At 72.4% G+C, this 26764-nt stretch carries 24 protein-coding genes; 6 read left to right on the top strand and 18 right to left on the bottom strand.

All coding sequences use genetic code 11. The features are described from left to right. Positions 1–10: 10 nt before the first annotated feature. Positions 11–730: a zf-HC2 domain-containing protein gene (locus HC031_RS01800; protein ID WP_167923337.1), complete on the bottom strand. Its 720-nt coding sequence runs from the start codon at positions 728–730 to the stop codon at positions 11–13. A gap of 82 nt (positions 731–812) precedes the next feature. Between HC031_RS01800 and HC031_RS01795 the strand changes: the two genes are divergently transcribed. Next, on the top strand, positions 813–1373 hold the full coding sequence (locus tag HC031_RS01795; RefSeq protein ID WP_338090430.1) for a sigma-70 family RNA polymerase sigma factor: 561 nt from the start codon (positions 813–815) through the stop codon (positions 1371–1373). Positions 1374–1393: 20 nt separating this feature from the next. Here HC031_RS01795 and HC031_RS01790 read toward each other — a convergent pair whose 3' ends face one another. Both HC031_RS01790 and HC031_RS01785 read right to left on the bottom strand, forming a co-directional pair. Next, the gene (locus tag HC031_RS01790; protein WP_167923336.1) at positions 1394–2959 is read right to left on the bottom strand and encodes a glycoside hydrolase family 3 protein; all 1566 of its coding nucleotides are present in this window, start codon (positions 2957–2959) and stop codon (positions 1394–1396) included. Positions 2960–3079: 120 nt separating this feature from the next. Further along, positions 3080–4207: a glycosyltransferase family 9 protein gene (locus HC031_RS01785; protein ID WP_167923335.1), complete on the bottom strand. Its 1128-nt coding sequence runs from the start codon at positions 4205–4207 to the stop codon at positions 3080–3082. Between the two features lie 109 nt (positions 4208–4316). On the opposite strand from HC031_RS01785, the gene HC031_RS01780 reads away from it, so the two are divergent. Then, positions 4317–4550 carry a hypothetical protein gene (locus HC031_RS01780; protein ID WP_167923334.1) on the top strand — a complete coding sequence of 78 codons (234 nt, stop codon included), beginning with the start codon at positions 4317–4319 and terminating at the stop codon, positions 4548–4550. A gap of 46 nt (positions 4551–4596) precedes the next feature. Here the strand turns inward: HC031_RS01780 and HC031_RS01775 are convergent, their stop codons facing one another. From HC031_RS01775 to HC031_RS01765, 3 genes are all read right to left on the bottom strand, one after another. Continuing rightward, positions 4597–5772, bottom strand: coding sequence for an alcohol dehydrogenase catalytic domain-containing protein (locus tag HC031_RS01775; protein ID WP_167923333.1), 1176 nt, complete (start codon positions 5770–5772; stop codon positions 4597–4599). After that, positions 5769–6344: an SRPBCC family protein gene (locus tag HC031_RS01770; protein WP_167923332.1), complete on the bottom strand. Its 576-nt coding sequence runs from the start codon at positions 6342–6344 to the stop codon at positions 5769–5771. Before HC031_RS01770 ends, HC031_RS01775 begins: the two co-directional genes overlap by 4 nt. A 222-nt stretch (positions 6345–6566) precedes the next feature. Beyond that, a complete protein-coding gene (locus HC031_RS01765; RefSeq protein WP_205862184.1) occupies positions 6567–6959 on the bottom strand; it encodes a YciI family protein in 393 nt (130 codons plus the stop codon). Positions 6960–7074: 115 nt separating this feature from the next. Here HC031_RS01765 and HC031_RS01760 point away from each other — a divergent pair, with 115 nt between their 5' ends. After that, the gene (locus tag HC031_RS01760) at positions 7075–8511 is read left to right on the top strand and encodes an aminotransferase class V-fold PLP-dependent enzyme (protein WP_338090429.1); all 1437 of its coding nucleotides are present in this window, start codon (positions 7075–7077) and stop codon (positions 8509–8511) included. Here HC031_RS01760 and HC031_RS01755 read toward each other — a convergent pair. The 6 genes from HC031_RS01755 to pyk form a co-directional block, all read right to left on the bottom strand. Beyond that, a complete protein-coding gene (locus HC031_RS01755) occupies positions 8495–9358 on the bottom strand; it encodes an ABC transporter permease (protein ID WP_167923330.1) in 864 nt (287 codons plus the stop codon). The genes HC031_RS01760 and HC031_RS01755 overlap by 17 nt on opposite strands. Beyond that, entirely contained in the window at positions 9348–10106 is a 759-nt protein-coding gene (locus HC031_RS01750; protein ID WP_167923329.1) for an ATP-binding cassette domain-containing protein, read from the bottom strand. Before HC031_RS01750 ends, HC031_RS01755 begins: the two co-directional genes overlap by 11 nt. Beyond that, a complete protein-coding gene (locus HC031_RS01745) occupies positions 10103–11149 on the bottom strand; it encodes an ABC transporter substrate-binding protein (RefSeq protein ID WP_167923328.1) in 1047 nt (348 codons plus the stop codon). The genes HC031_RS01750 and HC031_RS01745 overlap by 4 nt, the downstream gene beginning before the upstream one ends. A 139-nt stretch (positions 11150–11288) precedes the next feature. Then, positions 11289–11756: an RrF2 family transcriptional regulator gene (locus tag HC031_RS01740; RefSeq protein ID WP_167923327.1), complete on the bottom strand. Its 468-nt coding sequence runs from the start codon at positions 11754–11756 to the stop codon at positions 11289–11291. Between the two features lie 8 nt (positions 11757–11764). Beyond that, on the bottom strand, positions 11765–12643 hold the full coding sequence (locus HC031_RS01735) for an acyl-CoA thioesterase (protein WP_167923542.1): 879 nt from the start codon (positions 12641–12643) through the stop codon (positions 11765–11767). Positions 12644–12648: 5 nt separating this feature from the next. Further along, positions 12649–14079, bottom strand: a complete 1431-nt coding sequence (gene pyk, locus HC031_RS01730) for a pyruvate kinase (RefSeq protein WP_167923326.1) — start codon at positions 14077–14079, stop codon at positions 12649–12651. 109 nt (positions 14080–14188) lie between these two features. Here pyk and HC031_RS01725 point away from each other — a divergent pair, with 109 nt between their 5' ends. Both HC031_RS01725 and HC031_RS01720 read left to right on the top strand, forming a co-directional pair. Continuing rightward, positions 14189–15160, top strand: a complete 972-nt coding sequence (locus tag HC031_RS01725) for a serine hydrolase (RefSeq protein ID WP_240941978.1) — start codon at positions 14189–14191, stop codon at positions 15158–15160. A gap of 228 nt (positions 15161–15388) precedes the next feature. Next, positions 15389–16156 (top strand): dioxygenase family protein, encoded by a 768-nt coding sequence (locus HC031_RS01720; protein WP_167923541.1) that lies wholly within the window; start codon positions 15389–15391, stop codon positions 16154–16156. 57 nt (positions 16157–16213) lie between these two features. Here the strand turns inward: HC031_RS01720 and HC031_RS01715 are convergent, their stop codons facing one another. Continuing rightward, positions 16214–17683 carry a glutamate synthase small subunit gene (locus tag HC031_RS01715; protein WP_167923324.1) on the bottom strand — a complete coding sequence of 490 codons (1470 nt, stop codon included), beginning with the start codon at positions 17681–17683 and terminating at the stop codon, positions 16214–16216. Continuing rightward, positions 17676–22325 carry a glutamate synthase large subunit gene (gltB, locus tag HC031_RS01710; protein ID WP_167923323.1) on the bottom strand — a complete coding sequence of 1550 codons (4650 nt, stop codon included), beginning with the start codon at positions 22323–22325 and terminating at the stop codon, positions 17676–17678. Before gltB ends, HC031_RS01715 begins: the two co-directional genes overlap by 8 nt. Positions 22326–22769: 444 nt before the next feature. On the opposite strand from gltB, the gene HC031_RS32780 reads away from it, so the two are divergent. Further along, positions 22770–23102, top strand: a complete 333-nt coding sequence (locus tag HC031_RS32780) for a helix-turn-helix transcriptional regulator (protein ID WP_167923322.1) — start codon at positions 22770–22772, stop codon at positions 23100–23102. Here the strand turns inward: HC031_RS32780 and HC031_RS01700 are convergent. The 4 genes from HC031_RS01700 to HC031_RS01685 all read right to left on the bottom strand — a co-directional run bounded on the left by HC031_RS01700 (position 23092) and on the right by HC031_RS01685 (position 26745). Beyond that, positions 23092–23811 (bottom strand): permease prefix domain 1-containing protein, encoded by a 720-nt coding sequence (locus tag HC031_RS01700; protein ID WP_167923321.1) that lies wholly within the window; start codon positions 23809–23811, stop codon positions 23092–23094. The genes HC031_RS32780 and HC031_RS01700 overlap by 11 nt on opposite strands. Positions 23812–23868: 57 nt before the next feature. Continuing rightward, positions 23869–24891, bottom strand: coding sequence for a cytochrome d ubiquinol oxidase subunit II (locus tag HC031_RS01695; protein ID WP_167923320.1), 1023 nt, complete (start codon positions 24889–24891; stop codon positions 23869–23871). Continuing rightward, positions 24891–26150: a cytochrome ubiquinol oxidase subunit I gene (locus HC031_RS01690; protein WP_167923319.1), complete on the bottom strand. Its 1260-nt coding sequence runs from the start codon at positions 26148–26150 to the stop codon at positions 24891–24893. Before HC031_RS01690 ends, HC031_RS01695 begins: the two co-directional genes overlap by 1 nt. Before the next feature lie 73 nt (positions 26151–26223). Further along, complete coding sequence (locus tag HC031_RS01685; RefSeq protein WP_167923318.1) at positions 26224–26745, bottom strand: hypothetical protein; 522 nt, start codon at positions 26743–26745, stop codon at positions 26224–26226. Positions 26746–26764: the final 19 nt, after the last annotated feature.

The raw sequence follows: 26764 nt of genomic DNA, 5'->3' as shown, positions 1-26764 counted from the left end.
GAGCGCCGTCCTATGCGACGAGCCGGGCCGGATCGGATGCGCTCGACCGGTCGGACCGGGAATCCGCAGGCGAGGCGTACAGCCGACCCAGCGCGAAGATCAGGAATGCCTGGATGACCGTGCCGAAGTGGCCGCCGATCTCGTGTAGGGCCGTCACCCGGTGCTCGCCGATGTCCAGGCCGCTGGTGGCGGTCAGGCAGATGGCGAGCACCACCGCGATCGGCGTGTAGGCCCGCGCGAGCCGCGGCTGGAAGGCGGCGAGCAGGAAGGCCGCCGCGACCGCCGCCGCGAAGGCACCGGCCTCGTGGCTGGCGTGCCCGTTCGCGCCGATGCCCAGCATGATCGGCATGACCTCCAGCAGTTGCATGGCGGCAACCGCGGCGATGCCGGCCTGGAGCACGCGGGCCAGCGCCGGCCGCCGGGGACCCGCCACGGCGCGCGGCCGGGCCCCGGCGCGCGGCGCGGGCCGGGCGGTGGCCTGCTCCGCCCGCTCGGCCCGATCGGTCACGATCGCGGCGAGGATCGCGTCGGTGAGATCCGGCACCCGGGCCGGCTGCACGCGCACCAGGCGGGTCACCTGCTCCGCCCGGCTGAGCCACTCGCCGCAGGCGCGGCAGACATCGAGGTGCGAGCCCAGGTGGTCGGCCGGTACGCCGAGCGGTTCGCCGTCGAGTCGTGCGGACAGGGCCAGGCGGGCCTGGTCACAGCTGAGGGCGGAATGGGCTGCCATGACGGGGTAGTCGCCTGCGCGAATCGGAAAGTTCCCGCGCGGGGCTGCTGAGCAGGGGTGGATCCACGTACAGTCGGTCGGCGTGAGCGCCACGCAAGCCACCGAGACAGGCGGGTACCTCGACCCCGCCACCCGGTCGTTGCTGGCTGCTCGCGATGGCGACGACGCGGCCGCGGGCGCGTTCGTGCGCACGACCCAGGCGGAGATCTGGCGGTTCGTCGCCGCACTGGTCGACCGGGAGGCCGCCGACGACCTGACGCAGGAAACCTATCTGCGGGCGTTCCGGGCGCTTCCGGACTTCGAAGGGCGTTCCACCGCGCGTACCTGGCTGCTGGGGATCGCGCGCCGGGCCTGCGCCGACCACATCCGCTCCCTGACGCGGCTCCGACGCCTCGACGACCGGCTCGCCGCCCAGCCCCACCCGACCCACGTCCCCGACCAGGCCGGCGCGCTCGCCGCCGGCGACCTGCTCCGGTCGCTGCCCGACGACCGGCGCAGCGCGTTCGTGCTCACCCAGGTGATCGGCCTGTCCTACGAGGAGACCGCCGACATCGAGCAGGTGCCGGTGGGCACGATCCGCTCCCGGGTCGCGCGGGCGCGTACCCAGCTCATCGAAGCCGTTCTGGCCGCGCGCGCCGGCTGAGCCGCGCCCGACCCGACCGGTCAGCCGCGACCGGCCAGCACCTCGGCCGCCGCCATGCCGTTGGCCCGGCTCGCGCCGTAGGTGGCGAGGTAGACCTGACCGGAGCGGACCGCCGGCACGCCCATCTCCACCACGACCGCGTCGGGCCGGGCGGCGAGCAGGGTCCGCAGCGCCCGCGCCATCCAGTCGTGGCGGTGGGCGTCGCGCACGACGAGGACCAGTGGCCGGCCAACAGCCGGATCGAGGGCCACCCGGCGCAGGCTTCCCGGGTCGGCGAGGTCGCCGGCCGTGACCCGGACCACGGTCGTGCCCGGTAACAGGCTGCCGAGCGGTTCGGCCACGCCCCAGGGCGTGTCCGGACCGATCGCCAGGTTGCCGACGGGGGCGAACTCCACCACGTGCGGCGGTCCGGCCAAGGGCAGCCGGTGGTCGGCGCCGTCGACGGTGACCCGCACCGCCCGGCGGGCGGCCGCGAGCCCGACGGACACGCCGCGCCCGTTGCCGTTTCCGTTGTCAGTGCCAGTGCCGTTGCCGTTGCCGGTGGCAGTGCCGTTGCCGTTGCTGTCCGGCCGAACCTGCCCGGCCCGGATCCAGCCGGCGACCCGGCGCACCCGGTCGGCCGCGTCGACCAGGCGCTGCTCGGGCAGCGCGCCGGAGGTCACGGCGTCGACGATCGCGTCGCGCAGCGCGATGGCGGTCTCCTCGTCGGCCATCTCGCCACCCACGCAGATCGCGTCCGCGCCGGCGGCCAGCGCGCGTACGGTGGCCCCGGTCAGCCCGTACGCCAGCCGGACGGCACCCATCTCGATGCCGTCGGTGACGATCAGGCCCTCGAAGCCCAGCTCGCCGCGGAGCAGGTCGGTCAGCAGCCGGCGGCTCAGCGTCGCCGGCGCGTCGGGGTCGATCGCGGGGACCAGCAGGTGAGCGCTCATGATCGCCTGGACACCGGCGGCGACGGCGGCCCGGAAGGGCACCAGCTCACAGGAGAACAGCTCGTCGCGGGTCGCGCCGATCACCGGCGCGGCGTAATGGGAGTCGACGGTGGTGTTGCCGTGGCCCGGAAAGTGCTTGGCGCAGGCGGCGACCCCCGCCGACTGCAGGCCGCGCACCCAGGCCGCGGTGTGCCGGGCGACCAGGTCGGGCTCCGAGCCGAAGGCGCGCGCCCCGATCACCGGGTTGTCGGCGTTGGAGTTGACGTCGGCGTCCGGGGCGTAGTTGAGGGTGATCCCGGTGGCGGCCAGCTCCTGCCCGAGCTCGCGGGCGACCGCCTCGGTCAGCCGGACGTCGTCGACGGCTCCGAGCGCCAGGTTGCCGGGCCGCGTGCTGCCGGTACGCGACTCCAGGCGGGTGACGTCGCCGGCCTCCTCGTCGACCGCGACGATGACGTCCGGGTTCTCCGCCCGCAGGGCAGCGGTCAGCGCCGCGACCTGGGCCGGCTCCACGATGTTGCGGCTGAACAGGACGACTCCGCCCAGGCCGGCGGCCAGCCGGCGGCGCAGCCAGGTGGGCGGCGTGGTCCCGACGAAGCCCGGCTGCAGCACGGCGTCGGCGAGCCTGAGCAGATGGTCGCTGCGCTGACCAGGCATGGCTGGCGTACCCCCGAGATCCGGTGGGAGCACTCGCGGCGCTCCGCGTTCCTGGAAATGCTCACATCACCGGACCCGAATAGTCAACAAACTTTCCAGTCAGTGGTAGCACGAAGCGCTTCACCGGTTACCGGCCGGGGCCGGCGCCGACTCCGCGCGATAGGCCGCGAACAGCTCCAGCACCTCGGCCTCCACCTCGACGGCCGGGATGTCGGCGACGAACGACGGGGTGTGCCGGCAGCCCGCGCCGCCGGCACGCGCCGGGTAGATGTCGCGCGTACAGTCCTCGCCGCACTCGGGACAGTGGATCGTCCACGAGATCAGGGCGCGGTGCCGGGACCGCTCGGGCAGCGCTGCGTTGATCATGTTGCCGATCCAGAACAGCCCCACGGAACGGGTGCCGACCGCCGCGGCCAGGTGCAGCGGACCGGTGTCGTTGGAGACCAGCAGCGCCGACTCGGCCAGCAGCCCGGCGAGGCCCGGGATCGTCAACTCGTCCACGACCGGGCGGGCGTCACGGCTCATCCGGGCGCACACCTCGTCCACGGTCGCGCGCTCCGCGCCGACCCCCGTCACGAGCACCTCGGCGCCGGCTGCGGCCAGCGCGTCCCCGACGGCCGCGAACCGCTCAGCCGGCCACCGCCGACGCGGATCGGTCGCGCCGGGATGCAGCACGACCCTGGGCCGGTCGGGCACCCCCAGTACGGCGCGGTACTCCGCGCGGTCGGAATCGGTCAGCTCGAAGACCGGGGTGTGCGTCACCGGGGTGGCGCCGACCAGGCCCACCACCTCGAGCATCCGGAACACCTCGGGCTGGTAGTACACGTACGGGATCCAGCGGTCCAGCGGCGGCGCGTCGGGGGCCCGCAGCCCCGCCGTGACGCGCGCGCCGAGCTGGCCGACGAGCGGGTTGCTGTTCCTGCCCCCGCCGTGCATCTGTAGAGCGAGGTCGAACCCCTCCCCCGCCGCCCAGCGCCGGAAGGCGTCGAGCTCACCCGGTGGGCTGTCGCCGTCGCGTACGCCCGGCACGGCGGGAACGACGGCCACGTGGTCGATCGGCCCCGGGCGTCCGGATAGGACCCGGGTGTGCCACGGAGCACCCAGCAGGGTCACCTCGGCGTCGGGATACGCGGCCTTCAACGAGTACAGGGCGGGCAGGGTGAAGATGTAGTCGCCGAGGGCGTTGGCGCGCAGCACCACTATCTTGCGGACGTCGGGGACGAGATCGAGGCTGGTCGAGGCTGGCACGGCGCGTGCGTTACCCAGGCTCCCGGCCCGGTAAACCGCCCTCCGGCGACTTTTCGATCATGGACCGCGCCGATCGTTTCGCGTTCTTTCTCCCGGGTAGCCCGCAACCATGAACCTGGAAGCGTTCCTCGATCACATGTACCACGGGCAGGAGCGGCTGTCCCGTGACGAGATCCACCGAGGTGCCGTCACCGCCGACCTACCCGCTGACCAGCTCGCCGTCATCGACGGTCTTCCCGAGGGCGAGTACACCCAGGACGAGGCCGCCGAGGCGCTGCGCCAGGTACCGGAGCTGCTGAACCCCGGCGACGCCGGCCCGGCCGCCGGTACCGCCCGCGCCTGACCGGCCCCGTGGACGCGACCCCCCGCCTCCGCGCGTCGCGCCGCGGTCAGTCCTGCGGCCGGAAGATCACGCGCAGGCAACCGTCGGCCCGGCGCCGGAACAGGTCGTAGCCCCGTGGCCCCTCCGACAGCGGCATCGAGTGGGTGGTCAGGTAGTCGGCCCGGATGTCCCCCCGCGCCATCTGGTCGAGCACGACCGGAAGGTACTTCTGCGCGTGCTGCTGGCCGGACCGCAGCGTGAGGCCCTTGTGCATGAGAGCGCCGAGCGGAAACCCGTCGGCCAGCCCGGCGAACGCGCCGGACAGCGCCACCGTGCCGCCCTTGCGGCAGGCCAGGATCGCTTCCCGTACCGCCGTCGGCCGCTCGGGGCGCACGCCCAGCAGGCGACCGGCCCAGCCGTGTCCGTCCGGGCCGACGCCGTCGTCGGCCTCCATGCCGACCGCCTCGATACACGCGTCCGGCCCGCGACCGGCGGTCAGCTCGAGCAGCGCCTCCTGGACGTCGACGCCGGTGTAGTCGAGGGTGTCGACTCCCACGTTGTCGCGGGCGGTGGCGAGGCGGTCGGTGACCCGGTCGATCACGACTACCCGTTCGGCGCCCAGCACCGCGGCCGCCCGCGCCGCCAGCTGGCCGACCGCGCCCGCTCCCCACACCGCGACGATGTCGCCGCCGTGGATGTCGCACATCTCCGCCGCCATCCAGCCGGTCGGCGCGGCGTCGGAGGCGTAGATCGCGGACTCCGGCGTGAGGTCGAGCGGTATCCGGTAGGCCCCGTAGTCGGCGAACGGCACCCGGACGTACTCGGCATGGCTGCCCGCCAACCCGCCCGCCACCTGTGACGAGCCCAGCGCGGCCGCCGGTGACTGTCCCCACAGCCGCTCCGGCAGCGTCGGGTCCGGGTTGGTGTTGTCGCACAGCGCCCACTGGTCGGTATCGCAGAACCAGCAGCCGCCGCAGCCGATGGTGGGCCCGACGACGACCTGTTCGCCGACCTGGAGGGTGCGCACCTCCGGGCCGGTCTCGACCACCTCCCCCACGAACTCGTGGCCGAGCACGTCGCCCACCCGCATCCCGGGCACGTACCCGTCGATGAGGTGCAGATCGGAGCCGCACACACTGCTCGCCGTCACCCGGACGATGGCGTCGCGATCGTTCTCGATGCGGGGGTCGGGCACGGTGCGCACCGCGACCCTGCCCACCCCCTCCCAGCACAGCGCCTTCACGCCCGGCCTCCCGTCGCCGCGGGCACCCGCGCCGGCAGGTCCCGGCGGCCGACCGCAAGGACCTCACCACCCTCCAGCGTCTGCTTGACCCGCCGCAGCTCGCCGTACAGCAGATCCTCGATCCGGCCGCCGGGCGGGCCCGCCACGTGCAACCGGACCTCGGTGCCGCGGTTCCCGGGCGCCCGCGTGAACTCCACCCGCCCCTGATGCGCCAGCAGCTCGTCGCCGGCGCGCCACTCGATGAGCCGGGGCGGCTCGTCCCGGACGATCTCCAGGGTGAACTCGACCCGGGCCGGACCGATCCCCTCCAGAACCCACCGGGAGCGCCGGTCGTCGACCTCGTCGACGCGCGTCACGTGCCCGAGGGTGCGGGCGAGATTGGGCAGGTCGCGCCAGAACGCGTACACCTCGGTCGGCGGCCGGTGGATCGTGACAGCGGGTGGGCGGCGGCGGACGCCGATCTCCGCGCCCGCGCGCACCGCCGCCATCAGGCGCACGGCCCGTACGCCGAGATAGCCGACGGCTGCGCCGGCCACCCCCATCGCCATCCGACGCCCAAGATGCAGGTTCACCGGTGCACCACCCCCGGTCAGGAGATCCGTCGCCGGTAGGCCCGACGCTGCCGGCGTCGGGCCTACCCACCGGCGCCCGCCCTAACCGGGGGTCGTCGTGCCATTGCGTCCACATTGGACCTGATCGGGATTCTGGCGAGGTCTGCGTCACGGAGGTCTCAGCGGCCGGGAGACCTCGGTAACGCAGACCCGAGGCCGATCATGCCGGGTGCCCGGCCGGCGTCAGCCCTCCTCGGACGGCGCCGACGCCACCGGGCGCACCTCGATCGGCATGTTCAGCGGCGCGCCGCCGGGGCCGGGTGCGGCCGAGACCCGCGCGGCGATCTCGACCGCCCGCTCGGGGCCGGCACAGTCGACGATCCAGTAGCCGGCCAGAAACTCCTTGGTCTCGGCGAAGGGACCGTCGGTGACCACCGGCGCGCCGTCACGGCCGGCGCGTACGATCCGCGCCTGGTCCGGCATCGCCAGCCCCTGGGCGTCGACCAGCTCACCCGACGCGGCGAGCGTGGCGTTCACCTCCTGCATGAACGCGATGTGCGCCCCCAACTCCTCCGGTGTCCAGCTGTCGATACCCGGGAAGTCGGCGTTGGCGGCGCTGAACTGCATCAGCAGCATGTACTTCACGTCCGGATCCTCACTCTCCACGAGCGCCCTTGTCGGCGCTTTCCGCATACAGGTCGGAGCAGGCACCGGCGCTCTCGACATCATCGACGAGAATTAGGGTCGTGGTGTGGCAACACACATGACCCCCGACGAGTTCCGCCGCTACGGGTACGAGGTGGTGGACTGGATCGCCAACTACTGGGCGAACCTGGAAACCGTGCCGGTCAGCCCCGACCTGCGCCCCGGCGAGATCGCGGCGCGGATGCCCGACCGGGCGCCGGAGACCGGCGACGACTTCGCCGCGATCCTGGGCGACCTCGACCGGGTGGTCACCCCCGGCCTGACCCACTGGCAGCACCCGGCGTTCTTCGGGTACTTCCCCGCCAACACCTCCGGCCCGTCGGTCCTCGGCGATCTGGTCTGCGCCGGGCTGGGCGTACAGGGGATGCTGTGGTTGTCGAGCCCGGCCGCGACCGAGGTCGAGACGGTGGTGCTGGACTGGCTGGCCGACCTGCTCGACCTGCCGCCGGCGTTCCGCTCGCGGGCCGGCGGTGGCGGGGTCATCCAGGACTCGGCCTCGTCCGCGGCGCTCGTGGCGACCCTGGCCGCCCTGCACCGCGCGAGCGGCGGCGAGTGGCGGCGCGCGGGCATCCGGCAGCGGTACACGGTCTACACCTCCACGCAGGGGCACTCCTCGATCGAGAAGGCCGCCCGGATCGCCGGCGCCGGCGACGCGAACGTCCGCGCGGTCGAGGTCGACGACGAGTACCGGATGCGGCCGGACGCCCTGCGCGCGGCCCTCGACGCCGACCGCGCGGCGGGCTGCACCCCGGCGCTCGTGGTCGCCACGATCGGCACCACCTCGACCACGGCGGTCGACCCACTGCCGGAGATCGGGGCGATCTGTTGCGAGTACGGCGTCTGGCTGCACGTCGACGCCGCGTACGCCGGGGCGGCTGCCGTCTGCCCTGAGCTGCGCTGGAGCCACGCCGGCGTCGAGTACGCGGACTCGTACTGCTTCGACCCGCACAAGTGGCTGCTCACCGGCTTCGACTGCGACGCGTTCTGGCTCGCCGACCGGGCCGAGCTGGTGCGCGCCCTCACCGTGCTGCCGGAGTTCCTGCGCAACGCCGCCACCGAGTCGGGCGAGGTCATCGACTACCGCGACTGGCAGGTGCCGCTGGGCCGGCGGTTCCGCGCGCTGAAGCTGTGGTTCGTGCTGCGCTGGTACGGCGCCGAGGGGCTGCGCGCGCACATCCGCTCGAGCGTGACGGTCGCGCAGCGCTTCGCCGAGTGGGTACGCGCCGACGGGCGCTTCGAGATCGTCGCACCGCACCCGTTCTCGCTGGTCTGCTTCCGGCTGCGCGGCGCGGACGCGCCGAACGAGGAACTGCTGCGGGCGGTGAACGCGACCGGCCAGGCGTACCTGACGCACACGAAGGTCGGCGGCCGGTACGTGCTGCGCCTGGCGGTCGGGGCGCCGGCCACCGAGGAGCGGCACGCCGCGGCGACCTGGAAGCTGATCCAGGCCGCCGCGGACGGGCGCGTCACCGGTTCTCGGTGATCCCCCAGCGGGTACGGACGGCGCGGTCGGCCGCACCGAACACGGCGTCGACGAGCAGGCCGATGACCAGAATCACGATCATGTCGGCCATCATCTCGGGGTACTCGGACAGGCCCCGGTGCTGCTCCAGGCTGGTGCCGACGGCCGGCCGGCCGGGGATGATCACCAGCAGCTCGCCGGCCATCAGGCTGCGCCAGCAGAAGGCCCAGCCCTGCTTGAGCCCGGAGACGATGTGGGGCAGCGACGCCGGGCCGATGACGTAGCGGTACAGCCGCCAGCCCCGGGCCCCGATGTTGCGCCCGGCGCGCAGCAGCAGCGGGGGCACGTAGTCGACGCCGGCGATGACCCCGTTGGCGATCGACGGCGCGGCGCCCAGAACGACCACGAACAGAATCGCCTGCTCGCTGAGCTGGAACAGCACGATGGCCAGCGGGAACCAGGCGATCGACGGCATGGTCTGCAACGCGGTGATCATCGAGCCGATCGCGGCCCGCAGCACCCGGATCCGCGCGACCGCGACGCCGAGCACCAGCCCGATCGCGATAGCGATCGAGTACCCGGACAGCGCGCGGCCGGCGGTGTTCACCACACTGCTCCAGAACCCGCCGGTGCGGACCAGGTCGACCAGCGCCGCCGCGACGGTGGCCGGCGCGGGCAGGATGTACTCCGGCCGCCAGCCCGACCAGACCACGACCTGCCACAGCCCGACGGCGAGCCCGAGCGCGAGCACTTTGGGCCAGGCTGCCGCCCAGACCCGGGCGCCGCGCGGCGTGGCGGTGCGGTCGGCGAGGTCCAGCGCGTCCAGGCCGGTGATGGTGCGCTCGGCCGTACCCAGGTCAGTGGCCATGGCGACCGACCTCCCGCCGCAGCCGGTCGGTCACCTCGGCGGCGACCTCGGCGATCTCCGGGGAGTCGATCCGGCGCGGCCGCGGCACGTCCACCCGGCGCTCCCAGACGACCCGCCCCGGCCGGCTGGACAGCAGGATGATCCGGTCGCCCAGCCGCGCGGCCTCCCGTACGTTGTGCGTCACGAACAGCACCGTCAGGCCGCGCTCCTGCCAGATCCGCTCGATCTCGTCGTGGAGGATGTCGCGGGTCATCGCGTCGAGCGCGCCGAACGGCTCGTCCATGAGCAGGACGGGAGTGTCGAGCGCGAGGGTACGGGCCAGCGCGACCCGCTGCCGCATGCCACCGGAGAGCTGGTGCGGGCGGCGCCGGGCGAACTCCTCCAGATGTACCGAGCGCAGCAGCTCGGCGACCCGCTCGGCGCGCCGCGGGCGGGGCACACCGCGCAGCCGGAGCGGCAGGGTGACGTTGCCCGCGACGGTCAGCCACGGAAAGAGCGCGGGCTCCTGGAACATGAGCGCCGGGCGGGCCCCGTCGACGATCGCGACGCTGCCGGAGTCCTGCGTGTCGAGTCCCGCCACCAGGGACAGCAGGGTGCTCTTACCGCAGCCGGAGGCGCCGACGAGGCAGACGAACTCGCCCGGGGCGATGTCGAGCGACACGCTGTCGAGGGCGTGCACGGCGGCCGGACCCCGACCGTACACCTTGGAGACCCCGGACAGGGTGACCGCCGTGCGGGCGGTGGTCACGAGCGCACCTCGGGCTGCCCCTGGGCTTTGAGCACCTCGTTGAGCAGGCTCAGGTCGTACAGTCCGGTCAGGTCGACGGGCTCGAGCAGCCCCACCTCCTCGGCGTGCTTGGCGCCGTCGCGCAGCGAGGAGGCCACCGGGTCGTTGAGGAACGTGGTGGACTTCCAGGCGGTGGCGACCTGCTTGAGGTCCAACGGCTTGCCGCTGAGCTTGCCGATCTGGTCCGCCACCAGCTTCTGCGCGTCCTCCGGGTGGTCGTTGATGAACTGGTTGGCCGCCACCTGACCGGCGATCAGGTTCTTGACCACGTCGCGGTGTTCGGTGAGGAACTTCGTGCTGACGATCAGGTTGGTGATGACGAACTTCCCGCCGGGCCACAGGTCGCGCTCGTCGACGAGGATCCGGCCGCCGGCGGCGACGAGCTTGGACGCGTACGGTTCGGGGATCCACGCACCGTCGATGGCCCCCGTCTGGAAAGCGGTCACAGCCGTGGCGTTGTCCTGCGGCAGGACGGAGACGTCGCCGCCACCCTCCTTGGTGGCGGTGAGGCCGTGCTGCTTGAGCCAGTAGCGCAGTGCGACGTCCTGGGTGTTGCCGAGCTGGGGCGTGGCGATCTTCTTGCCTTTGAGCTGCTCGGGCGACGTGATGGTCGGCTTGGTCACGAAGAAGACCCCGCCCGAGGCCGCGCCGGCGACCACCTTGATGGCCTTGCCCTTGGACTTCTGCCAGGCGTTGACGGTCGGGTTGGGCCCGACGTACGCCGCGTCGATCGCGCCCGAGAAGAGCGCCTCGACCGCGGCGGGGCCGGCGTTGAACTGCTTGGTCTCGAGGGTGACGTTGCTGCCCAGCTTCTCCTTGTACAACCCCTTGGCATCGCCGACGATCGCCGTCGCGTGGGTGATGTTCGGGAAGTACCCGAGCCGTAGCGTCACCGGCCCGTTCGACGTGGCCTTGGCCGACGAACCGCCGCAGGCGGTCACTCCGGTCAGGACCGTCGCCAGGGCTAACGCGCCCGCCACCGTCCGCATGATCGCTCTTGTCATCCCGTCCCCCCAAGATTTATTTCCCACTTGTTCGCTAGGGATAATGGGGTTAGTGAATACGGAATGTCAACGGTCGATCCAGGGGATGGGACGACGACGCCCCCGGTCCCTGACGATGACCGGGGGCGGAGGGGAGCGGTTACACCCAGGCGCTCGGGTCGGCGGCGAGCTCCCGGACGCGCTCGGGAAGCTCCCGGCTGACGACGTCGGCGATCGTGACGAGCTCGAGGATCTCCCGCTCGCTGGCGCGCAGCGCGATCCACACGTCCTGCAGGGCCTCGGCGGGGCCCTTGTAGTCGACGTTCTCGGGCCGCTGCCCGCGCACGTTGGCCAGCGGCCCGTCGATGACCCGGATCACCTCGGCCAGCGAAATGTCCTCAGCGGGGCGGGCCAGCCGGTATCCGCCCTCGGGGCCGCGCTGCGCGGTGACGACACCGCCGCGGCGCAGCTGCAGCAGGATGCTCTCCAGGAACTTCGGCGGGATCTGCTGCGCGTGCGCCAGCCGCTCGGAGGTCACTGGGCGGTCCTCACCGCCGGATCCGCTCGTAGCCGCGGCAAGCTCCACCACCGCGCGCAGCGCGTAATCAACCCGGGCCGACAGTCGCATGGGACGAATTATCGCCTTTCGCGACCGACCGGTCGCAGCAGCCCCTCCTGTACGGCGCTCGCCACGTGCCGGCCGTCCACGGTGAACATCCGCCCGCTGGCCAGCCCCCGGGCCCCCGACGCCGACGGGCTCCAGCAGTCGTAGAGGAACCACTCGTCGGCCCGGAACGCCCGGTGGAGCCACAGCGCGTGGTCGAGGCTCGCGCCCTCGAAGCCGCCGGGCCCCCACACCGCCCCGTGCATCGACAGCACGGAGTCCAGCAGCGTCAGGTCGGACGCGTACGTGAGTGCGCAGGCGTGCAGCAGCGGGTCGTCGGGTAGCTTGCCGTCGAACCGCATCCACACCCGCTGGTGCGGCTCGGACGGCCGGTCGCCCGGGGGCACCCAGCCGGGCTCCCCCACGTACCGGACGTCGATCGGGCGCGGGATGAGCTCCCAGATGCTGCGGCGCTCCGGGTACGGCGCCAGCCGCTCGGCCATGGTCGGCACGTCCTCTGGCTGCGGCACGTCCAGGGGGAACCGCCCCTGGTGGTCGAGGCCCTCCTGCTCCAACTGGAACGACGCCGACATGAAGAAGATCGGCTGGTCGTGCTGGAGCGCCACCGACCGGCGGACCGAGAACGAACTCCCGTCGCGGATGTTCTCCACCTCGTACCGGATCGGCACGGTCGGGTCACCCGGGCGCACGAAGTACCCGTGCAGCGAGTGCACGTGACGCTCGGGGTCGACGGTGCGGCCGGCCGCGACGAGCGCCTGCCCGGCGACCTGGCCGCCGAACACCCGCTGCAGGCCGACTTTCGGGCTGACCCCTTCGAACGTGGTGTCCCCGAGCTTGCGCAGATCGAGTAGCTCGAGCAGCTCGTCGACCGCCTTCTGGCCGGCGATCACCTCGCTCACTCCGCGTCCGCCAGGTCGCCGAGCCGGTGCACCCGGAGAGTGTTCGTCGAGCCCGGCGTGCCGGGCGGGCTGCCCGCCACGATCACCACATAGTCGCCCTTGCTGGCGAAGTCCATGCCGAGCAGCGCCTGGTCGACCTGGCGGAACATGTCGTCGGTGTGCTCCACGAAGGGCGACAGGAAGGACTGCACCCCCCACGACAGCGCGAGCTGGTTGCGCACGGTCGGCTCGGGCGTGAACGCCAGCAGCGGCAGGTAGCAGTGCAGGCGGGCCAGCCGGCGGACGGTGTCTCCGGTCACGGTGAACGCGACCATGGCCTTGGCCCCGATCGACGACGCGATGCGGGCGGCCGCCGCCGTGATGGCGCCGCCGTGGGTGCGCGGGTCGTGCTGGAGCCGGGGCACGTCGAGGGCGCCGGCCTCGGTCGTCGAGATGATCCGCGCCATGGTCGAGACCGTCAGCACCGGGTAACGGCCGACGCTCGTCTCACCGGACAGCATGACCGCGTCCGCGCCGTCGAGTACGGCGTTGGCGACGTCGGACGCCTCCGCGCGGGTCGGCCGCGAATTCTCGATCATCGAGTCGAGCATCTGGGTCGCCACGATGACCGGCTTGGCGTCTTCGCGGCACAGCTGCACGGCGCGCTTCTGGACCAGCGGCACCTCTTCGAGCGGCAGCTCCACGCCCAGGTCGCCGCGCGCCACCATGATGCCGTCGAACGCGGCGACGATCGCCTCGAGCTGGGCGACCGCCTCCGGCTTCTCGATCTTGGCGAGCACCGGGCGGCGGACGCCGACCTCGTCCATGATCTCGTGAACGAGCTTGATGTCGTCGGGCGAGCGCACGAACGACAGGGCGATCAGGTCGACGCCCAGTCGGAGCGCGAAACGCAGGTCCTCGGCGTCCTTTTCGGACAGGGCCGGCACGCTCACCGCCACGTTGGGCAGGGACACGCCCTTGTTGTTGGAGACCTGGCCACCCTCGACGACTAGGACGCGGATGTCGGTGCCCACGACCTCGATGACCTCGACGGCCACCTTGCCGTCGTCGATGAGAAGCCGATCGCCGATCTTCACCTCAGCGGGCAGCTTGCGGTAGGTGACCGACACCCGGTCGTGGGTGCCCTCGACCTCCTCGCCGGTGATCACCACCGTCTCGCCGGTGCGCCACTCGACCGGGCCGTCCTTGAACCGGCCCAGCCGGATCTTCGGGCCCTGCAGGTCGGCGAGGGTGCCCACCGACCGACCGCAGGCCTCGGCGGCCTCCCGTACGAGGTGGTAGACCTTCTCGTGATCTGCGTGGCTCCCGTGGCTGAAGTTGAGCCGGGCGATGTCCATGCCGGCGTCCACGAGACCGCGCAGGCGCTCCGGGCTGGAAGTGGCGGGGCCGATCGTACAGACGATCTTCGCGCGACGTATCACACACATGAGGCTAACCGTTGCCCGGTCAGTCCGGGCGCCGGGCCCGCAGGTTGAGCGCGTCGGCTGCGCCGGAGCCGCCCGTGACCCACCTCCGACCTGCGCTGATCGCCAGATCTTGGTAGACCTGGGACCGTACCCCCGCTCCGGCGACCTGACGGGAGGAGCCACGACCAGCACAGAATGTACGGCGCAGGCGCGCGGCCGGATCCGGCGCGCCTACCGACGGGAGGTCGCCCGGGCCGGCGGCTCCTGGCACGCGCTGGTGACCCTGGCCGACCCGGACGGTACGCACCGGGTCGCCGTCGAAGACGCCGCCGACGAGGTCGTACCCGCCGCGAGCGTGAACAAGGCGGCCATCGCCTGCGCCGTCCTGGACAAGGTGGACCGCGGGGCGCTGCGACTCGACCGCACGCTCGAACTGACCGCCGACACCGTCCTGTACGGAGACGGCATCTACCACCTGCAGACGGTCTGGGGCGACCGGCTCACGCTCGCGAACGTCCTCACGGCAATGCTGATGCTGTCGGACAACACCGCGGTCCGCCTGTGCGGCCAGGTGTGCGCCGGCCCGGAGATCAACGAGTACCTGGCCGGCAAGGGGTTCACGCACACCCGGGTGGAGCCGTTGCCGGACGACCCGCGGCGGATGTTCCTGGGCACCACCACGGCCCGCGAGACGCACCGGCTGCTGCACAAGCTCGTGGACGGGTCCATGGTCTCCCCCGCGGCGACCCGGTTCGTCCTCAGCCTCCTGCACGGCTTCACCGACGGCGTGCGCCGCGAGATGTCGTCCGCCGAGCGGCTCCGCACGGTCAGCAAGTACGGAGCCCTCGACGACGGCCGGCACGAGGCCGGCGCCATGTTCGACGCCGACCGGACGCCGAGGCTCATCTTCTCGTTCTTCGCCGACCTACCCGGACACGGCCACAACCACGGCGCGACCCATCCCCTCGTGGCCGCGCACGCCCGGCTGGGCCGGCGCATGCGCGACGAGGTCGGGGCGCTCTGGCCCACGGCATCCACTGTGGAGGCCGCCAACCCGGATCACGTGCGGCCGCCGACCGTGGGCCCCGCCCATCGTCCCTGACCCGGCTCACCACCGTCCCGCTGTCGACAGAGCCAGGAGACGTCATCACACTCAATGATCGAACACATGTACGAATATTATCGACGACCACCGACAATTCGCGGCGCCGCGCGTGACGAGGCACACCACACGGAAAAGTACTTGACGTGTCAACTAAATCCGTTAGGCTGCTAGTTGAGCGTTCAACTAGATCGCCGCAACTCGGATTGGGGGACAGCAATGCACCGGATGCCGGCGCTCTACCTCGGACACGGCGCTCCGCCGCTGGTGGACGACCCGACCTGGACACACGAGCTGGCCGCCTGGGCCGGCAAGCTCCCCCGACCGACCGCGATACTCATCGTCTCCGCGCACTGGGAGTCCGCACCGCTCACGATCGGCGCCACAGCCACCGGCGTGCCTCTCGTCTACGACTTCGGCGGGTTCCCCGCTCGCTACTACCGCACGCAGTACCGCACCCCCGGCGCGCCCGCGCTCGCCGCGAAGGTCAAGGCGCTGATGGCCGACACCGAGCCGGTGGCCGAGCAGCCCGACCGGGGCCTCGACCACGGGGCGTACGTGCCGCTGACCGTCATGTACCCGGCCGCCGACATCCCCGTGCTCCAGATCTCCATGCCGACGCTCGACCCCGAACGACTGCTCGACCTGGGCCGGCGGCTCAAGCCGCTCCGCGACGAAGGCGTCCTCATCATCGGCAGCGGATTCCTCACCCACGGCCTGCCGTTCCTGCGGGAATGGCGGGTCGACGCCACGCCGCCGGGGTGGTCGGCCGAGTTCGACGCGTGGGCCGCCGAGGCTCTCGCTCGCGGCGCGGTCGACGAACTGATCGACTTCCGCCACCACGCGCCCGGCATGCCGTACGCGCACCCCACGGTGGAGCACTTCGCCCCGCTGTTCGTCACCCTGGGTGCCGCCGACGACCCCGAGGCGCCGCCGCGCCAGGAGATCGACGGTTTCTGGCTGGGGCTGGCCAAGCGGTCATTCGAGGTGATCTGACGATCTTGGACACTTGGCGGGCCTATGGCACCGCCAAGTGTCCAAGATCGGCGGGAACTAGGAGACCCCGATCGGCGCCGACGCCGGGCTCACCGGCGCGGGCAGCTGGCCGCCACCGTCCAGGTACGCGTGGATCGCGGCCGCCGCGGACCGCCCCTCGGCGATCGCCCACACGATCAGCGACGCCCCCTTGTGCATGTCACCGGCGACGAAGACCCCCGGCGTGGAGGTCTGCCAGTCCGGCCCGCAGTCGATCGCGCCGCGCCCGTTGCGGCTGAGCCCCGCCTGCTCCAGCAGCGGGCCCTCCTCGGTGCCCTCGAACCCGATGGCCAGCAGCACCAGGTCTGCCGGCAGGTCACGGGTCGTACCCGGCACCTCGGCCACGATCCGGCGGCCGTCCACCTTGGTGACGGTCACCTCGCTGATGCGGATCGCCTCGACCCGGTCGGTACCCACGAACTCGCGGACCGCGACCGCGAAGAGCCGCTCGCCGCCCTCCTCGTGGGCCGGGTAGTTGCGCAGGACCCACGGCCACGTCGGCCACGGGTCGCGCGTCGGGTCACGGGACTCGGGCGGCTCGGGGTAGATGTCGAGCTGGGTCACGCTCGCCGCGCCCTGCCGATGCGCCACGCCCAGGCAGTCGGCGGCGGTGTCACCACCGCCGATGATGATGACGTGCTTGCCGGCCGCGCTCACCGAAGGCGCGTCGATCAACCCCGCGACGTGCCGGTTCGACTCGACCAGGTGCTCCATCGCCAGGTGCACGCCGGGCAGCGCACGCCCCGGCGTCTCCGGGGCGTCCCGACCCTGCAGCGCGCCGCAGGCCAGCAGCACCGCGTCGTGGCGGTCGCGAAGCTCGTCCACGGTCACGTCCACGCCGACGTTCACGCCGGTCACGAACCGCACGCCCTCCGCGGAGAGCTGGGAAAGGCGCCGGTCGATGTGCGCCTTCTCCAGCTTGAAGTCCGGGATGCCGTACCGCAGGAGGCCACCGATCCGGTCGTCCCGCTCGTACACGGTGACGGCGTGCCCGGCGCGGGCCAACTGCTGCGCGGCGGCCAGACCGGCCGGCCCGGACCCGACGACGGCCACGCTGCGGCCGGTCGGTACCGGTACCTGCTGCGGCGTCACGTACCCGCGGTCGAACGCCCGGTTGGCGATCTCGACCTCGACCTGCTTGATGGTCACCGGGTCGTCGGCGATGCCGAGGACGCAGGCGGCCTCGCACGGCGCCGGGCACAACCGCCCGGTGAACTCCGGGAAGTTGTTCGTGGCGTGCAGCGCCTCGCTGGCGAACTGCCACGAGTCGGTGCGGACCAGGTCGTTCCAGTCCGGGATGCGGTTGCCCAGCGGGCAGCCCTCGTGGCAGAACGGGATGCCGCAGTCCATGCAGCGGGTCGCCTGCTCGCGGATCAGCTCGTCGGACGCGGACGGGTACACCTCCCGCCAGTCCATGATCCGCACCGGTACCGGCCGGCGGGCCGGCAGCTTGCGCCCGTGGCGCAGGAAACCGCTCGGGTCAGGCACGAGCCACCTCCGTCTTGTCTTCAGGGGTCGGCGCCGGCGGCGCGGGCTTCGAGGACCCGGTCGCGGCCGACATCACCGCCTCGTCGACGTCACGGCCGGCAGCCTCGGCGGCCTTGATCGTTTCCATTACCCGCTTGTAGTCGCGCGGGACGACCGCGGTGAACTCGACGACGGCCTCGTCCCACCGTTGCAGAAGGGAAGACGCCACTGTCGATCCGGTCTCGTCGGCGTGCCGCGCGACCAGTGACCGCAACAGCTCCGGATCGGCCACCGGCTCCAGGTCGACCAGCTCCGGGTTGACCCGGGACCGGTCGAGGTTCCACACGTACGCCACGCCGCCGGACATGCCGGCGCCGAAGTTGCGCCCGGTGCTGCCCAGCACCACGACCGTACCCCCGGTCATGTACTCGCAGCCGTGGTCGCCGATGCCCTCGACGACCGCCGTCGCCCCCGAGTTGCGCACGGCGAACCGCTCGCCGACCCGGCCGCGCAGGTAGACCTCACCGCTGGTGGCGCCGTACAGGACGGTGTTGCCGCCGATGATGTGGTCTTCGGCGCCGCCGTACGGCGAACCGGGCGCGACGAACGGCGCCGACTCGTCCGGCCGCACGATCAGGCGGCCGCCGGACAGGCCCTTGCCGATGTAGTCGTTGGCGTCGCCGAACAGCCGCAGGGTGATCCCGCGCGGCACGAACGCGCCGAACGACTGCCCGGCCGTGCCGCGCAGCGTCACGTCGATCGTGTCGTCCGGCAGGCCCGCGCTGATCCGGCGGGTCACCTCGCCGCCGAGCATCGCGCCCACGCTGCGGTTCTCGTTGCGTACCGGCATCTCGATCTTCACCGGGGTGCCGTCGTTGAGCGCCGCCGAGGCGGCCGCGATCAGCTTGTTGTCGAGCGCCTCTTCCAGCTTGTGGTCCTGCTTGACGCTCTGCCGCCGCGGCGCGTCCGCCGGCAGGTCGGGCACGTGCAGCACCGGCGAAAGGTCCAGCCCGTACGCCTTCCAGTGCTCCACGGCCGGCTGCACGTCGAGCAGCTCGGCGTGCCCGATCGCCTCGTCGAGCGTCCGGAAGCCCAGCTCGGCCAGGTACTCGCGGACCTCCTCGGCGAGGAACAGGAAGAAGTTCTCCACGAACTCGGGCTTGCCGGTGTACCGCTTGCGCAGCTCCGGGTTCTGGGTGGCGATGCCGACCGGACAGGTGTCGAGGTGGCAGACGCGCATCATGACGCAGCCCTCGACGATCAGCGGCGCGGTCGCGAACCCGAACTCCTCGGCACCCAGCAGCGCCGCGACGACGACGTCCCGGCCGGTCTTGAGCTGCCCGTCGACCTGCACCGTCACCCGGTCCCGCAGCCCCTGCAGCAACAGGGTCTGCTGGGTCTCGGCCAGCCCCAGCTCCCAGGGCGTACCCGCGTGCTTGAGCGAGTTGAGCGGGGACGCACCGGTGCCGCCGTCGTGCCCGGAGATGAGGATGACGTCGGCCTTCGTCTTCGCCACCCCGGACGCGACCGTGCCCACGCCGACCTCGGAGACGAGCTTGACGTGGATCCGGGCGCTGGGGTTGACGTTCTTGAGGTCGTAGACGAGCTGCGCCAGGTCCTCGATGGAGTAGATGTCGTGGTGCGGCGGCGGCGAGATGAGGCCGACGCCGGGCGTCGCGTGCCGGGTCTTGGCGATCCACGGCCATACCTTGTTGCCGGGCAGCTGACCGCCTTCGCCCGGCTTGGCGCCCTGCGCCATCTTGATCTGCAGGTCGTCGGCGTTGACCAGGTACTCGCTGGTGACGCCGAAGCGGCCGCTGGCGATCTGCTTGACCGCCGACCGCCGGAGCGGGTCGTGCAGCCGCTCGACGTCCTCGCCGCCCTCGCCGGTGTTGGACTTGGCGCCGAGGCGGTTCATCGCGATGGCGAGGTCGGTGTGCGCCTCGGCCGAGATGGAGCCGTAGCTCATCGCGCCGGTGGCGAACCGCTTGACGATCTCGCTGGCCGGCTCGACCTCGTCGATCGGTATGGCCGGGCGCACGCCCGCCTTGAACCGGAACAGGCCGCGCAGCACGGCCGCCTGCTCGGCGAGGCTGTCGACCTTCGACGTGTACTTCTTGAAGATCTCGTACTGGCGGGACCGGGTGGCGTGCTGGAGCAGGAAGACCGTCTGTGGGTTGAACAGGTGCAGCTCGCCCTCGCGGCGCCACTGGTACTCGCCGCCGACCTCCAGCCGCCGGTGGGTGCGCTCGGCCGGGTTGGCCGGGTAGGCCTTGGCGTGCCGGGCGGCGACCTCGGCGTGGATCTCCGCCAGCCCGATGCCACCGATCTTGCTGCTGGTCCCGGTGAAGTACCGCTCGACCAGGTCGGGCGCGAGGCCGACCGCTTCGAAGACCTGGGCGCCGCAGTACGACGAGGCCGTCGAGATGCCCATCTTCGACATGATCTTCAGGACGCCCTTGTTGAGCGCCTTGACGTAGTTCTTGATCGCCTTCTCGGAGCTGACGCCCGGCAGCGCGCCGGTGGCGATCAGGTCGTCGACGCTCTCGAACGCCAGGTACGGGTTGACCGCGGCGGCGCCGTAACCGGCCAGGACGGCGACGTGGTGCACCTCGCGGCAGTCGCCGGACTCCACGATCAGCGCCACCTGGGTGCGGGTCTGCTCGCGCACGAGGTGCTGGTGCACCGCGGCGGTGAGCAGGAGCGACGGGATGGGCGCGAGGTCGGCGTTGGAGTCGCGGTCGGAGAGCACGAGGACCCGTACGCCGTCCTCGATCGCCTCGGACACGCCGCGCATGATCTCGACCAGCCGCCCCTTGAGGCCGACCGCGCCGTCGCGGACCGGGTACAGCCCGGAGACGCGTACGGCCTGGAAGCCCGGCATGTCGCCGTCTTCGTCGATCGAAAGGATCTTGGCCAGCTCGTCGTTGTCGATGACCGGCCCGGGCAGCACGATCTGCCGACAGCTCGCCGGCGTCGGCTCGAGCAGGTTGCCCTCCGGCCCGATCGTGCCGGACAGGCTGGTGACCAACTCCTCGCGGATCGCGTCCAGCGGCGGGTTGGTCACCTGCGCGAACAGCTGGGTGAAGTAGTCGTAGAGCAGCCGCGGGCGCGTCGACAGCGGCGCGACCGGGGTGTCGGTGCCCATCGAGCCGATCGGCTCGGCACCGGCGCGGGCCATCGGGCCGATGAGGATCTTCAGCTCCTCCTCGGTGTAGCCGAAGGTCTGCTGACGGCGCAGAACCGAGTCGTGGGTGTAGACCACGTGCTCGCGCTCCGGCAGCGACTCGAGCTGGATCAGCCCGGCGTGCAGCCACTCGTCGTACGGCTCCTGCGCCGCCAGCTCGGCCTTGATCTCGTCGTCGGCGACGATGCGGCCGGCCGCCGTGTCGACCAGGAACATCCGGCCGGGCTGGAGCCGCCCCTTGGCCACGACGGTGGCCGGGTCGAGGTCGAGCACGCCCGCCTCGCTGGCGAGCACCACCAGGCCGTCGGCGGTGTGCCACCACCGCCCCGGCCGCAGGCCGTTGCGGTCGAGGACGGCGCCGATCACCGTACCGTCGGTGAACGCGACCGCCGCCGGGCCGTCCCACGGCTCCATCAGGCTCGCGTGGAACTGGTAGAACGCGCGCCGGGCCGGGTCCATCCCGGGGTCGTTCTCCCACGCCTCCGGGATCATCATCAGGACGGCGTGCGGCAGGCTGCGTCCGGCCAGGTGCAGCAGTTCGAGGACCTCGTCGAAGTTGGCCGAGTCCGACGCGCCGGGCGTGCAGATCGGGAACAGCCGGCGCAGGTTGCCGGGGATCTCCGGGCTGGCGAGCAGCGCCTCGCGAGCGGCCATCCAGTTGCGGTTGCCCCGGATCGTGTTGATCTCGCCGTTGTGGGCGATGTACCGGTACGGGTGCGCCAGCGGCCACGACGGGAAGGTGTTGGTCGAGAAGCGGCTGTGCACGAGCGCGATCGCGCTCTCCACGCGCGGGTCGGAAAGCTCCCGGTACACCAGCGGCAGCTGGTCGGGGGCGAGCATGCCCTTCCAGGTCATGGTGCGGCTCGACAGCGACGGGAAGTGCGTGCCGATGCCCCGCTCGCGGGTCTCGCGCTCGGTCTGCCTGCGCACGCAGAACGCGACGCGGTCGAGTTCGAGGCCGCTCAACGGCTCGCCGGCCGGGCCCGCCGGCGACTCGGTGAGCCGGTCAGCGGCGATGAAGACCTGTGCGATGCGCGGCATGGCGGCGACGGCGCTGGCTCCGAGGTCGCTGGCGTCGACCGGCACGTCGCGCCAGGCCAGTACCCGCGCACCCTCGACCAGGGCGTACTTGTCGAACACGGCCATGGCGCGCTCGGCGTCCGCCTGGTCGGTCGGCAGGAACGCCAGCCCGGTGGCGTACTGGCCGGCCGGTGGAAGCTCCACGCCGGCCACGGCGCGGCAGAACGCGTCCGGAACCTGGATCATGATGCCGGCACCGTCACCGGTGTTGGGTTCGGCGCCGCGCGCGCCGCGGTGATCCATCCGCAGCAGGGCCTGCAGGCCCCGCTGCACGATCTCGTGTGAGCGCCGGCCGGCCACGTCCGCCACGAAGGCAACACCGCAGGCGTCGTGCTCGTTTGCGGGGTCGTAGAGACCCTGCGCCTGAGGCGTCGGGGGGAGCTGTGGCGAAGCCATCGGGCCTCCTCGCGTCGTCGGGACAGCAGATAGGGACGACGTCGGCCCAGGTAGTCGCGTCGAGTGTACGCGAGACCAACCCTCGGACGAGAGGGTAGAACTGATCACAGTCATCCGACCGTGACAGCGGGTCCCCAAGCTTCGAGACCGCGCCTGCCCCGACGTGGACAAACCCCATTGTGACGCGGCGTCACACGCCGTCGGCATGCGCGTAAGGCGTGCCCCGCCTCACAATGAAGGCTCGACGCCGCATGACGGATGCGCCGTTGCTCCCACCATCCGGCAGCCGATCCCACGATCCGAAACGATGCTCGCGCACCAAATAGAAGTTACTCCACGGTAACTCATTCGCGGCGCCGGCGCAGCCGTCGCGAGCGGTGGCCGCACCTCCAACCGGGCAACCAGCGTGGTCACGCGGTTCGGGTATCCGTAGACTCGCTACGCGTGAAGGCCGATGCGCTGCGCGGGCACCTGGACGCACTCCTGCTCGCGGTACTCGACGACGGGCCGCGCCACGGGTACGCGATCATCGAAGCGCTCCAGGCCCGCAGCGGTGGCGCGCTCTCCCTGCCCACCGGCACCGTCTATCCGGCGCTGCGCCGGCTGGAGCGGGCCGGGTACGTGGAGAGCACGTGGAGCACCGTGGGCGGCCGGGAGCGCCGCACGTACCAGCTCACGACGGCCGGCCGGAAGACGCTCGCCGCGGAGCGGTCCAGTTGGGCGGAGTTCACCGCGACGATCGGCGCCTTCCTGACGCCCCGGCCGGTCAACCCGTGAGGACGGCCCCCGCGCGCAGGCAGCGCAGGCCGGAGCGGCCGACCGCGAGCAGACACAGTGGAATGAGCGCCACGCCGACCAGCAGCGGCGGCCAGCCGGCCGACACCGGCCAGGTGTGCACGCTCCACGCGTAGATCACGACAGCGATCACGATCTCGGTGAGTGCGAAGACCAGTACGCCGACCCCCATGAGCCGGGCCAGCACGACGGGCGCCGGTATCCGCGCTGCGGGCAGGAACCTGCTCCCCCAGCCGTACCCGAGCAGGGTCAGCAGCGCCATTATCGCGGCGGTTACCTGCAGGACGTCGAGCGAGTGCGCCACGAGCAGGTACGGAGCGGCGGGTGGCGGACCGGAGTCCACCCATGGGCTGTTCATCCACATCAGCCGCGACAGCAGGGCCATGGCCGGCATCACGATCGCCACCAGCGCCGCGGTACGCCGCCCCTGCGCGGCCGCCAGCTCGGCCTGGTAGTCGGCCGCTACCTGAGCGTGACCGCCGAAGTCGGCGAGCGCCCGCGCCACCGCCTCGGACAAGGGCAGACCGGCGTCGAGGTAGGCCTCCGCGGCGTCGACCAGCCCGTCCCTGGCCTCGCCGAGCAGATCCGCCTTGACCCGGCGCGGCCCGATCAGGCAGCGGGACAGGCCGGCCACATACTCATCGATGAGGTGCCCGTCCACCGCGGGCAGCCGTGACGCTGTTGCGGACACGCCGTCAAGGGTCGCACAAGACGCGCCCCGACGATGTCCGGGGATCCCCCGGATCTCCTACCGGCATCGCGCGTCCGGCCGGCGCCGGAACAGCCACCAGTTCGCCACCTGCAGCGCGACCAGTACCGGCAGCACGGGGCCGGCGAGCCAGGCGAGCAGGCGCAGCGTCGGCGCGCCGGCCGCGGCGTCCGTCACGGTCCGGCTCGCGGCCGGGTCCGCCGTCGAGACCAGGACGTGCGGGAACAGCGCGGCGGCGACGAGCACCACGGGCAGTGCGACGGCTACGCCGGTCGCCATGACCGCGAGGGCCGGCCGGTCCGCGCGCAGCGCGAGCCGGGCCAGGAGCGCCGCGACCGCCACCGCCCCGGCGAGGGCCACCGCCGCCACCGGGTGCGCGACCGCCGAGCGCACCCGTACGTCGGCCGCCGCGACCCAGGCCGCCACCGCGACCAGCGCGGCGGCTGCCGGCGCCGCGGCGGCCCCGATCCGGCGCGCCGTGGCGGCGATGGACGCGCCATCGACGACCGCCGGGTCGGCGCTGACCCGCCAGGACAGGTAGGCGGCCCCGTGCGCCAGGGCGAGGGCGCCGCCCGCCAGGCCGGCGGCGAGCGGGAAGCCGCCGATCAGCGCCGAGACCGGCGCGTGGCCGCCACCGGTCCGCAGCGGCAATCCGGTGAGCAGGGCCGCGAGGAGTGCGCCGGCGCCGACGGCCAGTACCAGCGCGGAGCCGGTGATCAGGGCGTCGAAGCCACGGCCCGTCTTCGCGGCGGCCGTGCGCCAGCGCAGCTGTACCCCGGCGCCGAGCCCGACCAGGGCGAGCACCAGCGCGGCCACCAGCGGGTACGCCGCGGTGAACAGCTCACCCTCGACGCGGGGGAAGGCGGCGAACAACACCCCGCCCGCGGCGACGATCCAGACCTGGTTGCCGAGGAAGAACGGGGCGGTCGCGCCGAGCGCGGCGCGGCGCTGCCCGTCGCCCCGCAGGGCAGGCAGCACCAGGCCGACGCCGATGTCGAGCCCACCGAGCCCGACGTACGCGGCCAGGAACAGCCCGAGGATCGCGTACCAGAAGTGCGCCATCACGCCTCCGCCGCCGAGAAGGCCACCGGGTCGGCGCCGACCGGCCCCGGGTCGGGGAGGAACTCGTCGCCGGGGCCACGTCGGGCGTACCTGGCCAGCAGCCACCAGTCGGTGACGGCGAGGCCGGCCACCAGCGCCCCGAACACCGCCAGCGACGCGGCCAGCGCGCCCGCGCTCATCGGGGAGGCGGCGTCGGAGGTCCGCAGGAGGCCGTACACGACCCAGGGCTGGCGCCCGACCTCCCGGAAGAGCCAGCCGCAGACGGCCGCGACGAACGGCAGCGGCATCGCCCAGACGAGCGCGCGCAGCAGCGCCCGGCTGCCGGGCCGGTCGAGGGCGCGGCGGCGCAGCACCAGCGCGGCGACGACCGCGAGCGCGAAGAGCAGCAGCCAGAGCTCCATCATCAGGTCGCGAGCGTGCTGGATCCAGGCCGGCGGCGCGTAGTCTCCCGGACCGAACCGGGCGGCCAGGTCGGCCTGCAGGTTCGCCAGCCGCGCCCCGGTGGCGAGCTTCGCCGGCTGCAGGGCGTCTATCACCGCGTATTGCGGCCCGCCGAACGCCACCACGAACAGGCCACCGCCCACCGCGGTGCGCAGGCCGTACCGCAGGGACCGACGAAACAGCGGGTCGTCCGGGCGGCGGCGCAGGTGCCAGGCGCTCACCCCGGCGACGAACACGCCGCCGGTCAGCAGCCCGGCCGTGACCACGTGCCCGAGCGCCAGGCCCAGCGTGGGGTTGCCCAGCAGCGCGGCGAACGAGGTGAGCCGCGCGACTCCGTCGGGTCCGACCGCGTACCCGACCGGGTGCTGCAGGAACGCGTTGGAGACCAGGACCCAGCCGGCCGACAGGTACGCGGTGAGCGCGACTCCCCAGATCAGGGCGGTGTGGAGGCGGCGGCCGAGGTGCCCCCAGCCGAAGATCCACATTCCGAGCAGCGTCGACTCGGCGACGAACGCGACGATGGTCTCCATGGCCAGCGGCGCGCCGAACACGTCGCCGAAGGCGCCGCCCAGGTTCCGCCAGTTGAGTCCGAACTGGAACTCCATCACCAGCCCGGTGGCGATGCCGACAGCGTAGTTGATCACGTACAGCAGGCCCCAGAACCGGGTCATGCGGCCCAGCTCGGCGTCGCCGGTGCGGGCGTACCGCGTCTGCATGATCGCGACGAGCGTGACCAGACCGAGCGTGAGCAGCACGAACAGGAAGTGGACCGAGGCGGTGAGCGCGAACTCCAGCCGCGCGGGGCCAGCCGCGCCCATCAGACGACAATCACCGGGTAGCGTGGCAACATGTTGCCATACTACATATGAATGTCCGTCTGGGGGGCGACGGTCAGGCGTAGGCGGTGGCGGCCACCGCGACCTGCACGAGCGCCTGCGCCCGGGCGTACTCGGCCGGGGTGAAGGCGGGCTCGTCCCGGCGCGCCACCAGCAGGCCGCCGTCCGGATCCGCGACGACCAGCACGCCGGGCGTGAGCCCGGGCCGGTCGTCCGCGCCGCCACGGGTGACCTCGCAGCCACCGAGCAGCGCGCTGAGCGCCGACTCCAGCCCCGCCGGGTCGATCGCCACGGTCGCCGCGAGACCCAGCACCCGGGTCGGCTCATCGACCAGCACCCGCGCGTTCGCGCGGCACACCCACGGGTCCCGGCCCCGCCCCCGTCGGATCGCCTCGACGAGCGCCTCCGCGGTCAGCGACTCCGGCGCCTCGACGAGGAAGTCGTCGACGGCACCCGCCTCGGTCGAGTGCACCTGGACGGCGACGATGTTGACCGACTTCAGCGCCAGGCTCGCGGCGAGCACCGCGAGATAGCCCGGCCGGTCGTCCACGGTCGCCCGGACCCGCCACAGTGCCATGCTTGTCTCCCCTTTTCTG

The sequence above is a fragment of the Planosporangium thailandense genome (genome assembly GCF_011947195.1).
Classification (GTDB): domain Bacteria; phylum Actinomycetota; class Actinomycetes; order Mycobacteriales; family Micromonosporaceae; genus Planosporangium; species Planosporangium thailandense.
The sequence above is the reverse complement of the archived record's forward strand: the minus strand, read 5'-3'. Positions and strand labels throughout refer to the sequence as shown.